Origin of the sequence: Erythrobacter sp. QSSC1-22B (assembly GCF_001678665.1) — a bacterium.
GTDB lineage: Bacteria > Pseudomonadota > Alphaproteobacteria > Sphingomonadales > Sphingomonadaceae > Qipengyuania.
This window is the reverse complement of the sequence record NZ_LZRP01000006.1, coordinates 198,467-210,225: the sequence shown is the minus strand read 5'-3', so window position 1 is coordinate 210,225 and position 11,759 is coordinate 198,467. Positions and strand designations below refer to the sequence as shown.

16 protein-coding genes are annotated in these 11,759 nt (G+C 61.0%); 7 read left to right on the top strand and 9 right to left on the bottom strand.

Features of this window, described 5'->3' with window-relative positions; genetic code table 11:
- Nucleotides 1-2: 2 nt before the first annotated feature.
- Nucleotides 3-1,661 carry a cytochrome-c oxidase, cbb3-type subunit I gene (ccoN, locus tag A9995_RS11605; protein ID WP_067613139.1) on the bottom strand — a complete coding sequence of 553 codons (1,659 nt, stop codon included), beginning with the start codon at nt 1,659-1,661 and terminating at the stop codon, nt 3-5.
- An 80-nt stretch (nt 1,662-1,741) separates the two neighbouring features.
- Entirely contained in the window at nt 1,742-2,467 is a 726-nt protein-coding gene (locus A9995_RS11600; protein WP_067613304.1) for a Crp/Fnr family transcriptional regulator, read from the bottom strand.
- A gap of 139 nt (nt 2,468-2,606) precedes the next feature.
- Here A9995_RS11600 and A9995_RS11595 point away from each other — a divergent pair, with 139 nt between their 5' ends.
- Nucleotides 2,607-3,281: an OmpW family protein gene (locus A9995_RS11595; RefSeq protein ID WP_067613137.1), complete on the top strand. Its 675-nt coding sequence runs from the start codon at nt 2,607-2,609 to the stop codon at nt 3,279-3,281.
- Here A9995_RS11595 and A9995_RS11590 read toward each other — a convergent pair.
- The 7 genes from A9995_RS11590 to A9995_RS11565 form a co-directional block, all read right to left on the bottom strand.
- Entirely contained in the window at nt 3,278-3,982 is a 705-nt protein-coding gene (locus A9995_RS11590; protein WP_369815844.1) for a Crp/Fnr family transcriptional regulator, read from the bottom strand. The genes A9995_RS11595 and A9995_RS11590 overlap by 4 nt on opposite strands.
- Before the next feature lie 1,004 nt (nt 3,983-4,986).
- Entirely contained in the window at nt 4,987-5,688 is a 702-nt protein-coding gene (locus A9995_RS11585) for a protein-L-isoaspartate(D-aspartate) O-methyltransferase (protein ID WP_082992674.1), read from the bottom strand.
- A gap of 52 nt (nt 5,689-5,740) precedes the next feature.
- A complete protein-coding gene (locus A9995_RS11580; RefSeq protein ID WP_067613129.1) occupies nt 5,741-6,091 on the bottom strand; it encodes a response regulator in 351 nt (116 codons plus the stop codon).
- 51 nt (nt 6,092-6,142) lie between these two features.
- Nucleotides 6,143-6,313 carry a hypothetical protein gene (locus A9995_RS17080; RefSeq protein WP_168157392.1) on the bottom strand — a complete coding sequence of 57 codons (171 nt, stop codon included), beginning with the start codon at nt 6,311-6,313 and terminating at the stop codon, nt 6,143-6,145.
- A gap of 74 nt (nt 6,314-6,387) precedes the next feature.
- Nucleotides 6,388-6,924 carry a DsrE family protein gene (locus A9995_RS11575; protein WP_082992673.1) on the bottom strand — a complete coding sequence of 179 codons (537 nt, stop codon included), beginning with the start codon at nt 6,922-6,924 and terminating at the stop codon, nt 6,388-6,390.
- A 265-nt stretch (nt 6,925-7,189) separates the two neighbouring features.
- Nucleotides 7,190-7,528, bottom strand: coding sequence for a helix-turn-helix transcriptional regulator (locus tag A9995_RS11570; RefSeq protein WP_067613127.1), 339 nt, complete (start codon nt 7,526-7,528; stop codon nt 7,190-7,192).
- Nucleotides 7,525-8,196, bottom strand: a complete 672-nt coding sequence (locus tag A9995_RS11565) for a peroxiredoxin (protein WP_067613299.1) — start codon at nt 8,194-8,196, stop codon at nt 7,525-7,527. The genes A9995_RS11570 and A9995_RS11565 overlap by 4 nt, the downstream gene beginning before the upstream one ends.
- A gap of 76 nt (nt 8,197-8,272) precedes the next feature.
- Between A9995_RS11565 and A9995_RS11560 the strand changes: the two genes are divergently transcribed.
- From A9995_RS11560 to A9995_RS11540, 6 genes are all read left to right on the top strand, one after another.
- Nucleotides 8,273-9,202 carry an MBL fold metallo-hydrolase gene (locus tag A9995_RS11560; RefSeq protein WP_067613125.1) on the top strand — a complete coding sequence of 310 codons (930 nt, stop codon included), beginning with the start codon at nt 8,273-8,275 and terminating at the stop codon, nt 9,200-9,202.
- On the top strand, nt 9,199-9,648 hold the full coding sequence (locus A9995_RS11555; RefSeq protein WP_067613124.1) for a YeeE/YedE family protein: 450 nt from the start codon (nt 9,199-9,201) through the stop codon (nt 9,646-9,648). Before A9995_RS11560 ends, A9995_RS11555 begins: the two co-directional genes overlap by 4 nt.
- Before the next feature lie 8 nt (nt 9,649-9,656).
- Nucleotides 9,657-10,064, top strand: a complete 408-nt coding sequence (locus A9995_RS11550) for a DUF6691 family protein (protein WP_233998189.1) — start codon at nt 9,657-9,659, stop codon at nt 10,062-10,064.
- A complete protein-coding gene (locus A9995_RS16730; RefSeq protein ID WP_067613120.1) occupies nt 10,064-10,477 on the top strand; it encodes a TIGR01244 family sulfur transferase in 414 nt (137 codons plus the stop codon). Before A9995_RS11550 ends, A9995_RS16730 begins: the two co-directional genes overlap by 1 nt.
- A 95-nt stretch (nt 10,478-10,572) precedes the next feature.
- Entirely contained in the window at nt 10,573-10,842 is a 270-nt protein-coding gene (locus A9995_RS17660; protein WP_369815843.1) for a hypothetical protein, read from the top strand.
- 42 nt (nt 10,843-10,884) lie between these two features.
- Nucleotides 10,885-11,733, top strand: a complete 849-nt coding sequence (locus tag A9995_RS11540; RefSeq protein WP_369815842.1) for an FAD/NAD(P)-binding oxidoreductase — start codon at nt 10,885-10,887, stop codon at nt 11,731-11,733.
- Nucleotides 11,734-11,759: the final 26 nt, after the last annotated feature.

Genomic DNA, 11,759 nt, shown 5'->3' with positions numbered 1-11,759 from the left:
CTTCAATTCGCGGTTGCGACGATCGGGCGGTCTTTTTCCGCGTCGTAGGCAGCGTCGCTCATCGGCTTTTCCTCGCGCAGCTTACCGAGGAGAGTCATCCAGATATTGTAGGTCATCACGAGCGAACCAGCGAGGTAGAGGAGCCCCCCGAACGCGCGCAGGACATACATCTCGAACAGCGCCTCGACGGTATCGGCGAAGCTGTTCACCAGATAGCCGTCGGCTCCGTACTCGCGCCACATCAGGCCCTGGGTGATCCCCGCCACCCACATGCTGGCGGCGTAGAAAACGATCCCCACCGTAGCGAGCCAGAAGTGCCAGTTGATCATCTGCAGCGAGTACATCCGCTCGCGCTTCCACAACCGCGGCACGAGGTAATATAGCGCTGCGAAGGTGATCATCCCGTTCCAGCCGAGCGCCCCGGCATGGACATGACCGATGGTCCAATCGGTGTAGTGAGACAGCGAGTTGACTGCCTTGATGCTCAGCATCGGGCCCTCGAAGGTGGCGATGCCGTAGAAAGCCAGCGCCATCACCATCATGCGGATGATCGGATCGGTGCGGACCTTGTCCCACGCGCCGTTGAGCGTCATCAGTCCGTTGATCATCCCGCCCCAGCTGGGCATCCACAGCATGATCGAGAACACCATTCCCAGCGTCTGCGCCCAGTCGGGCAGCGCGGTGTAGTGCAAATGGTGCGGCCCTGCCCAGATGTAGAGGAAGATCAGCGACCAGAAGTGGATGATCGACAGGCGGTAGGAATAGATCGGTCGCTCGGCCTGCTTGGGCACGAAATAATACATCATCGCGAGGAAGCCGGCGGTCAGGAAGAAACCGACCGCATTATGGCCGTACCACCATTGCGTGAGCGCATCCTGCACCCCGGCGAAGGCGCTGTAGCTGCGCGATCCCAACAGGCTCACCGGCATCGCCAGATTGTTGACGATATGCAGCATCGCGATCGTGATGATGAAGGCGAGGTAGAACCAGTTGGCCACGTAGATGTGGGGTTCTTTGCGCTTCAGGATCGTGCCGATGAACACCGCTGCATAAGCAACCCAGACGATCGTCAGCCAGATATCGACATACCATTCCGGCTCGGCATATTCCTTGCTCTGGGTAACCCCGAGGAGGTAGCCGCTCGCCGCCAGCACGATGAACATCTGGTAACCCCAGAACACGAACCGGGCGAGGCTGGGGAACGCGAGCTGCGCGCGGCAGGTGCGCTGGACGACATAGAAGCTGGTCGCGATCAAGGCGTTGCCGCCAAACGCGAAAATCACCGCCGATGTGTGCAGCGGGCGCAACCGGCCGAAATTGAAATAGGGCTGGAAATTGAGCTCGGGGAAAGCAAGCTGCAGCGCGATGAACAGACCCGCGAGCAACCCCACCAGGCCCCAGAAGGTCGTCGCCAGGACACCCCAGCGGATGACATCGTCATCGTAGCGCGAGGGGCCTTCGGGCATGCGGAAGAAGCCCTGCGCCTTCCCCACCGGATCGAACCGTGCCGCGCTCATCCACATGAGCACGAAGGCGACCGTTCCGACGATCCAGGCGTGCGTTGCAAATCCGCTGTCGGCCGCATTGGCCGCAGCGACAATCGCCAGCAACAATACCCCGAACCATAGGCCTACGCGGCCAAGCGCAGCTTCCGCTTGCATTCAGTTTCTCCGTCCAATGGGGTTGCGTCTATGACGGGCCGGGGCAGGCCGCATTGATCCAGATCAAAACGGGAAAATATTCAAGCGGCTGCAGCAAGTTGGCCGGCGCGAGCCTCCAAGGCGGCAATATCGCAGATGTGCACGTCCGAACGGCCCGAGGTTGCGATCAAGCCCGCCTCCCGCAGTTCGGTGAGCTGGCGACTTATCGTTTCGATCGTCAGCCCGAGGCTGTCCGCCATATCGCGACGGGACATCGGCAAATGCAGCAGGCAGCCGCCTTCCCGAGGCGTCCCGATCCGCTCGGCCATGGTGACGAGGAACCCCGCAACCCGCTCCTGCGCAGTCTTGCGTCCCAGCGTAATCAACTTCTCGCGGCTGCGGCTCAAGGAGGTTAGCACGCGATCGAGCACTTCGTTCAACAGGCCGGGCTCGCTCCGCGCGAGACCAAGGAAGTCCTCAGCGGGAAAAGCGACCAACTCGCAGTCCTGCAGCGCGCACAGCGTGTAGGAATGCGCGCCCCGGCTCGAAACCGATATCAGATCGCCCTCGAAGTGAAACGCGACCACCTGCTCGCGGCCACCGGAAGCGTGCGCCACCAGCTTGGTCGCCCCTTGGGCCACGAAGACGACCTGATGCTGGTCGCCGTCTTCAAGGATCACACCCCCCGCAACCGCACTGGCGTAACGCCCCATAGCCTGAAGCTGGAGATAGGCCGCATCCGCCAGGCTTTGGGGAAGGACAGCCTGCACGAAGAGCTCGAAAAGCTCGGGAAAGGTCGTGGTCGCCGGGGCCCGGTGGTATTGCATACTCTGGGCTATGCAGGCGCAAAACTTGCCGGTCATTGATCCTGGTCAATGAACTCCCGGCGGATTGAGGCGATTGAGCGCGCGTCGATGCAAGCGAATAGGCCGCACGGGGCGGCTAGTGCATCGCCAGGACAGGTCAATGAGAACTTCAGTCATGGTCGGCGCGCTGATAGTGGGCGCCTCGATCCTTCCCGGAACGGTCGCCGCACAGGACCGCAGCGGTTCCGTACAGGTCAAGGCGTTCGTCACTGGCGTGCTGCCCGACGGCAAAATTGTCGAAGTCGAAATCGACAGCGTCGGACTGCCTGCGGGCACCCAAACCAAGGCCAACGACAATGTCGTGCCGACCGTCGCCATCGAGTATTTCCTGACCCAGAATCTCTCGCTGGAAACGATCTGTTGCCTGACGCAACACAATGTTGACGGGGTCAGCGGGCTACCCGGCGCGGAGCTGGTCGCCGATGCGAAACTTATCCCGGCAACAATCACGGCGAAATACCAATTCGATCTCGGCGTCGCAAAACCCTATATCGGTGCAGGTCCCGCCTATTTCATCTTCCTCGGCGAAGATCCTGGCGCTGCCACCCTGCCGCTCGGCGTGACCAATTTCGATCTGTCGGACGAGTTCGGCCTGGTGCTGCAGGCCGGTGTGGATGTTCCGTTGAACGATCGCGGCCTCGGGTTCAGCCTCGATGCCAAGCGCTATTTCATCGACACCACGGCCCGCTGGTTCGTGGGCGATACTATCGCTATCCAGACCGAGCGCAGGCTTGACCCCTGGGTCGTCAGCGCGGGTCTGGCCTATCGGTTCTAGGTATCCCGACGGCTAGTAGGAGAGGGGTGTGCGGCGCGATCCTTGAGAGCCTCTGGCCGGAGGATCGCGATCTCCCTGCGACCGAGCACCTCGATCAGGCCTTCGTTCTTCATTTTGGTGAACTGGCGGCTGACTGTCTCGATCGTCAGCCCCAGGATGTCGGCGATCTGCTGGCGGGACAACGGCAGAACCAGCTCGCGCGGAGTTCCCTCGATAACCACATCGCCGGCGGGGGGCGCAAGACGTTCGGCGGTTTCGAGCAGAAAACTCGCCAGTTTCTGTTCCGCATTCATCCGTCCAAGCAACAGCATCCAGCGGCGCGTACGATCGAGTTCGGTCAAGGTCCGCTCGAGCAATTTGTGTTCCAGCCGCGGATGTCCGCGAGCGAAGCGCTCGAACTCGGCGCGCGGAAGCACGCATACCTGCGTTCTCGTGAGTGCTTCTACGCTATAGGGTGTGGTTTCCCCGAACGGTCGGCCAAGGAAGTCCGAGGGATAGGCAAGACCAAGGATCTGTTCCTTCCCATCCGCTGTCTGTGTGGACAGTTTCATCACGCCATCCACGACATTTGCCACCAGGACCGCATCCTCCCCTTCCCAGAGCAGGTGCTCGCCCGGATCCAGATGCATCGGCCGGCCTATGTCGTTCAGAAGCGCGATCTCGTCGTCGTCGAGATCGGCGCAGATCGCCCGATTGCGCACCGAACAGGCTTGGCAGAAAATCATGGCAGTTGCATTCCGCTGGATTGTTCTCTCTTTGCAAAATTCAACGGCCCATTGCCATCGGCGATGAAAATTTCGGCGCTTAAAAATCGAGCTACGGCCATCAACGAGCTACGGCCATCAAGACGGCGCGACACCAATTGCAATTCTTCTATTGAGCGTAAATTCTGACCCGACGGCGGAAAATCCGTTTTTAAGCGGCACCGATGCGCCTAACATATGCACCCATCGGATGGCTACGCTATCTGTAGTCCTCGCATGGAACCAATTATCCGTCGCTAAGATGCAGCGTCCGATGGCCAGATTTGCGCCCAGAACGCCGTTCGTCGGCGCCGCAAGCTGCCTTCGCCATTCCGGTTATCGTGGTTCCTGCAAGTCCGATGGCGCAGCTTTGGTCGGAAATTGGACCGCAGATGGCGAGAAATGGCCCGCCTGTTCTTCGATGAGATGCGGAAACCAGCACGGTTATACGGGCCGAATCCCGCGGTTACGCGCCACCTGGCAAGCCGCATTGACGTCGAGAGCAGGAATACCGGAATAAATGGCGGAGAGGGAGGGCCTCAAATTAACGTTGATAGCTTTCGATTTGAATATTGTTTTTTAGGCCCAATCCGCAAACTACCCCGTTAGATCCCCCAAATTCAGCGACGGAATCTTCGCGACCTTATTCACAAGAGCCGCGGTGATGTTAGCGTCAGCTTTGCGCCCAATCTCGGTCATTCGGTTGGTCACGGCTTGGTCCTGAAACCTGCCATTGGTTCAGGCAAACCGGGGCAGCTTCGTGCCCCAAAATTATTGCGGGGGCCTTCGGTCGATCTCCCGAAAGCGCCATGACGATAACCAAAGTGGCGAAGGCCGCGCCGGTGAGAACCAATCCCAGGGCAGTGGCCCACCTCAGGACGCGCCGCCCATACCGGCGTTCGAGGTTTGCAACTGCGAGGACAGCGCCCTCCAGGAGCTCGCGGACTTCTCATTGGCCATGATCAGGCTCTCTCCCGTTTGCTGTCGTTGCATTGATCGCAAGTCGCCCCGGTTCCAGCTTCGCCCACCACGCCTTCGAGCAGGGGTACGAATCGAACCGGGGTGATATCGCGGCTGCGCCAGCTTTCCTCGCCCGTCCGGACGACAGACTGCAGCTGCTGGACATCTTCCCCTCCCACCGGGATAACCAGAGTTCCGCCGATCTCGAGTTGCCGCTTGAGCGCTTCGGGTATCGCCTCGATCCGGGCAGCAACCAGAATGGCATCGAACGGCGCCTCCTCGAGCAAGCCCTTCGTGCCGTCCCCGGATAGGATCGAGCAATTGTCGTAGCCGAGGTGGTCGATCCGCTCGCGCGATCGCTGGACCAGGACTGCATGACGCTCGATCGCAAAGACGCTCTTGGCGATGCGCGACAGCACGGCAGCCGCGTAACCCGATCCCGCGCCGACTTCCAGAACGCGGTCGCCGCGCTTCACATCCGCTGCATCGATCATGCTGGCCACGATAAAGGGCTGGCTGATGGTCTGCCCCTCGCCAATCGGCAGAGGGCCATCCGCATAGGCGGACTCTTCCATGCCCGGCTCGACGAACAATTCTCGCGGAACCTCCCGAAACGCGGCGAGGATGGCTGTGTCGGTGATTCCCCTGGCGATGATCTGGCGATCGACCATCGCATGGCGTTCGCGGACTCTTCTGGTCGTCATGCAGGTAACCTTCTGGCCAGCCTCGCTCCTGATGCTGGTCTTTCGGAAATCGTCATATGTCGGCCCCGGCCGACACGATCGCCTCCTGGAGTTCGCTCAGCGGGTAGGGGCCATCGATTTGCGCGTTGGCGGGCAGGGACCGTCCGAAGGAATAGCTGTCGGCAGTGATCGCGAGTATCGCGGCATCGGTTCGGGTCGCGAGTTGACGGGCGAGCTCAAGAGGCGAGCCACTCACGATGTGATCGCCGACGACGATGAGATCGGGATTGCACCGTTCGGCGGCGTCGAGTGCCTGCCGCTCGCTCCAAGCATGATCGAAGCTATCGAAGCCGCAGGCAGTCAACTGGTCCTGAATGGCGCGGCTTACGACCATGTTGTCGTCGATGATCAGCGCGTGAGACATTGTGATTCCCCATGTGTTGCGCTGACAAAGTGGCCCAGATTCTTCGGAGGATCACTCCGGAATGTTCCGGAACTCGTACCTGGAGGCATTCGGAAGCCGAATGGCGGTATTCATCGTCTCGCGCACCTCGACCCTATCGCCGGCGGCTTTGCGCTCGACCAGTTTCGCCGTGAGCATCCACTCGCCGGTTTCCTCGTCATAGACATGATCATCGTCGCCCATGATATCTTGAAACCCGGAGCAAAAGGTAGGGAGATGCGGGGCGGCGCTGGCGCGAACGCATCGGTTTTGACGCTTCAGTCCTGAATGACCGCGTTGCCTTGCAATTGCAGAGTCGCGAGCGTCGTGATCGCCGAGATGTCAATCTGCACATCCGGGTTCACCTCGCCGCGCGCAAACCCGTTGGCAGCCATAGATTGCCCGCAGAGCCGGACACTCACTCCGGCCAGGCTCAGTTGCCGGATCAGTTCGGCGTTCGGGTTGGTTTCTCCATCGAATCGCTCGGCGAACGCCGCCGCCGTCAGTGCGGTCTTTGCGGCGGATCCGTGCAACGTCACAACGATATCGCCAGGATGCACAGTGCCACCGTGGCGACCCAGAAGATTGACCATGCGCGCTACCCGTTCCAGCCCCTGGTGCACTTCGCCCGGTTTGCGCGCGGCCTGCGCCACATCGAACACCACCTTGTAGCGCAGCTGCGGATCAAGTTTTTCGAATGGTTCGGGAATGTCGAAATAGGTTCCAAAACCGGGCACGAGCCGAGGCTGGGTCTGGGCCAACGTCGGGGTTGCCAACAATGCAACGAGAATGGCCCCGCTTCTGAACATCTGCATCGATCGATCCTATTCTGGGAAAGGAAGTAAAGCTGATCGCATGGTTCGCGGTTCGGATGACGGGAAGGGTGAGAGGGCGATCGATCCGGACCTTCCTGTTTGATGAATGGCTCAACTAGGTTTGGTTTTGCGCTTCAACGTACAAGTCTGACAGCAAGGGGCGAATTTCGCCCCAGAGACACGCTCCTGGGTCGGCGAACGCTCATCCAACGCACATCGGAAGGCCGACGTATTTGCAATCCGCTCGATGCGAGGAACATCTTCGTCAGGTCAGCCGGGCGAAACTGGCAACTCCGGAAGCAGGTCGCCGCGCCGAGGAACCTCCCTCGGCTTCCAGGCCGACCAGTCCGCCCAGAGTAGCCGACAGTTCGGCGATTTTCTCTTCGTCGAGCCTATAGAAGACAAGCTTGGCCTCCTTGCGGGTCTGAACCAGGCCGGTGTTGCGCAAAACGGCGAGTTGTTGCGATAGCGTGGGCTGTCCGATCTGCGCCACTGCATCGATCTCGCCGACATTGCGTTCTTTCCCGGAGAGGGCGCGCAGGATCCGGAACCGGACCGGATGAGCGGCGGCTTTCAGCGCCTCGACAATAGTCTCTTCGCTCATGTCCGCGGTCGTCCCTTCACCTCGCGGAGGAACCAATCCGACTGGTCCTTTGCGGCGAAGACATCGTCCAGCTTCGCAGTGGGCTGGCGCAGCAGATTCTGCCCCGGCAGCCAATTTGCAGGGGCGAGGACGGGTCCTTCGTCGACCGCCTGAAGCGCATCGAGCGTCCGCAGCATTTCCGGTATCGATCGTCCGACGTTAGCGGGATAGCATGCCATCGCTCGGATCTTGCCCTCGGGATCGATGAAGAATGTCGTGCGGACGGCGGAACTGTCGTGATCCTCGGGCCTAACCATCCCATAGGCCATAGCGATCACAAGGGTCGGATCTTCCAAAATCGGAAACCGGACTTCAACATCGAACCGGTCGCGGATCATACGGAGCCATGCGAAATGGGAAAACAGGCTGTCGACCGAAAGGGCCATCAACCCGCAGCCCCGCCGCTCAAACTCATCGGCTTCGCGGGCGAGCGCAACGAACTCGGTGGTGCAAACCGGGGTGAAGTCGGCCGGGTGGGAAAAAAGGACCAGCCAACGGCCGCGATATTCCGACAGCCGGACATCGCCCGTGGTGCTTCGGGCAGTAAAATCGGGAGCGGCATCCCCGATGCGTAAGCCAGCGCAAGGCGCCGTCTTTTGGGCAAAACCATTAATTGTGTTCGAGTCCATGACCATCCGCATATCACTTGATATCGGGAATGCAATACATATAATCACTTTATGTAATCGACTTAAGGACCGTGACATGCAGGAAGACCAACCGCTAGGCCAGGCTTCGGCTCAGATCGATCGGGCGCGGCACGACAGATGCCTTCGCCCCTCAATTGCGGGCTTCTTCGACGAAGCGACCAATACGGTTTCCTACGTCGCGCACGACCCCAAAACGCACGAAGCCGCCATAATCGATTCGGTTCTCGATTTCGAAGCGGCGTCCGGGCGCACCTCGAATGGCTCGGCCGACCGGATTATCGAATATATCACTTCGAAAAATCTGAAAGTAACGTGGCTGATCGAGACCCATGCACATGCCGACCATATTTCGGCAGCGCCCTACCTGCAGGAAAAGCTAGGCGGAAAGCTCGCCATCGGGCGCGGCATCATCCGCGTCCAGGAAGTATTCGGTAAGTTATTCAACGCCGGCACCGATTTCGAGCGCGACGGATCCCAGTTCGACAAACTGTTCGACGACGGTGAGACCTTCCGTCTTGGCGAGCTCGAAAGCATCGCCCTGCACGTCCCCGGCCATACTCCGGCCGACATGGCCTTCGTCATCGGCGATGCCGCTTTCGTCGGCGATACGATCTTCATGCCCGATTTCGGCACCGCCCGGGCCGATTTCCCGGGCGGTGACGCGCATCAACTGTTCCGGTCGATCCGTCGGCTGCTCTCGCTTCCGAACGAAACCCGCTTGTTCCTGTGCCACGACTACAAGGCCCCGGGGCGCGACGATTACGCGTGGGAAACGACTGTCGGGCAGCAGCGCGAAAGCAATGTTCACGTCAAGGACGGCGTGACCGAGGACGAGTTCGTCGAGATGCGAACCAGCCGCGACAAGACCCTCGCCATGCCCAATCTGATCATGCCCTCGGTGCAGGTGAACATCCGTGGTGGACGCTTGCCCGATCCTGAAGACAATGGCGTCAGCTACATCAAAATTCCGGTCAACGCGGTATGAGCCTACCCGGATTTCCAGACGCCGCGCCACTCGCCGGTTTGGCGGGCGGCCTACTGATCGGCCTCGCAGCAGCAATCATGTTGCTCGGTTCCGGCCGGATCGCCGGGGTTTCCGGCCTTGCCGCCAAGGCGGTCGGGTTGGGCGGAAGCGGCATATCCCGCATTGGTGCTTGGGCATTCGTGATCGGCCTGCCGCTGGGTGCGCTCCTTGTCACCATCATGACGGGAGGCCTTGAAGCGAGCTTTGCCGGGCCCGTTCCGCTCGTGATCGCCGGACTGCTGGTCGGCATCGGAACGCGGCTAGGCAGCGGTTGCACCAGCGGACACGGCGTTTGCGGCGTCAGTCGTCTATCGGCCCGCTCGCTGGTCGCGACGATCACCTTCATGGCAGCGGGGATAGCCACCGTCGCAGCCATGAATGCCATGGGCCTGGAAGTGCTGCGATGAACGCGCGCATGTTCTGGCCCCTCGTCTCCGGTACGATTTTCGGTGCCGGACTGGCACTGGGAGGGATGACCGACCCTGCCCGGGTGCGTGGCTTTCTCGATATATTCGGCAGCTGGGATCCCACCCTCGCCTTCGTGATGGGCAGCGCTGCGTTCGTGATGGCGATAGCCTGGCGGTTCGTAGCGCGGATGGATCAACCGCTCTTTGCCGAGAAGTTCTTCCTCCCCGATCGCTCCGACCTGACGCCGCGTCTCATCGGCGGTTCCGCCTTGTTCGGCATCGGCTGGGGTGTTGCCGGGCTGTGTCCCGGACCCGGGATCGCCGCACTGGTGATCGAGCCGACAGCCGCCGCGATTTTCGTCGTGGCGATGCTGGCAGGCATGGGCCTCGTCCAGCTGATCGAAAGGCAGAGTTGATGGCCGTCAAACACGTATCCAAAACCTTTGCGGTCGCGCCGCAAATAGCACCTGAGGAGACGCAGCATCTCTCCGATCAGGGATTCAGCACGCTCATCTGCAACCGGCCCGACCTGGAAGACCCCGATCAACCGAGTGCCGAGCTGATGCGCGATGCCGCGCGGGAAGCGGGCATCGAATTTCATTTTATTCCGGTGGCGGGCGGGGAATTTCCCGGCGGCGCCGTCTCCGCCTTTCGCAAAGTCCGCGAAGAAGCGGCCGGCAAGGTACTGGCCTACTGCCGGACAGGCACCCGCTCGATCACGCTGGACGCCCTGGCCAATCCCGAACACCTCGCGGTCGATGAACGCCTCGCCCGCGCGCGCGAAGCCGGGTACGATCTATCGGGTCTGCGCGATCGAATGGGCGAATAGACAAACAAATCGGAGAGATTGCCATGACCCGATCATTGTCGCACGACGTCGTTATTGTGGGAGGCGGGGCCGCAGGCATTGCGACTGCCGCCTCGATGCTTAAACGTCGCCCTTCCCTCGATATCGCCATAGTGGAACCGGCAGAGTATCACTACTATCAGCCGGGCTGGACCATGGTCGGTGCCGGGGTGTTCGAGGCTCCGGTAACCCAGCGCCCCATGGCGAGCGTCATGCCCAAACAGGCCCGCTGGATCCGCCAGGCGGCGGCAACCTTCCAGCCCGAACAGAACCGGCTCACGCTCGCGGATGGCAGCATGCTGGATTACAAGCTCCTCATTGTCGCGCCGGGGATCCGGCTGGCGTGAGAGAAGATCCCAAGCCTAGAGGCGACGCTCGGGAAGAACGGAGTGACGTCCAATTATCGCTATGATCTTGCACCCTACACCTGGGAGCTGGTGCAATCGCTCAAGGGCGGGCGCGCGATCTTCAGCCAGCCGCCGATGCCGATCAAATGCGCAGGCGCTCCGCAAAAGGCGATGTATCTTTCGTGCGATGCCTGGCTGGAGCGCGGCGTGTTGGACGATATCGACGTCGAGTTTCGCAACGCCGGGGGCGTCCTGTTCGGGGTGAAGGAATACCTCCCCGCGCTGATGGAATATGTCGAGAAATACGGCATCGAGCTGAAGCTGGGGCAGACGCTGGTATCGGTGGACGGCGCGGCCAAGTCGGCGGTGTTCAAGACCGAGCGCGGCGAGGAGACGGTAGAATTCGACATGCTTCACGTCGTCCCGCCCCAGGTCGCCCCGCAGTTCGTCGCCGATAGCCCGCTGGCCAATGCCGAAAGCGGCTACGTCGATGTCGACAAATTCAGCATGCAGCACGTCCGCTATCCGAATGTCTTCGGTATGGGCGATGCCGGATCGATGCCGAATGCGAAGACCGCCGCCGCCGTGCGCAAGCAGGCGCCCATCGTCGCGGTCAATGCGCTGGCGGTTCTCGACGGCAAGCCGCCGTGCTGCGACTACGACGGCTACGGGTCATGCCCTTTGACTGTCGAGCGCGGCAAGGTCATCCTCGCCGAGTTCGGCTACGACGGCAAGCTGCTGCCCAGTTTCCCCGAATGGTTGATCGACGGGACGCGGCCTCGCAAGCTGTCGTGGCTGCTCAAGTCGGAAATCTTGCCGTGGGTTTACTGGAACGGGATGCTCAAGGGGCATGAGTGGATGGTGAAACCGCAGGTCAAGACCGCCGCCTGATGCCGGCTGGCGGCCCCGAGCAAGGA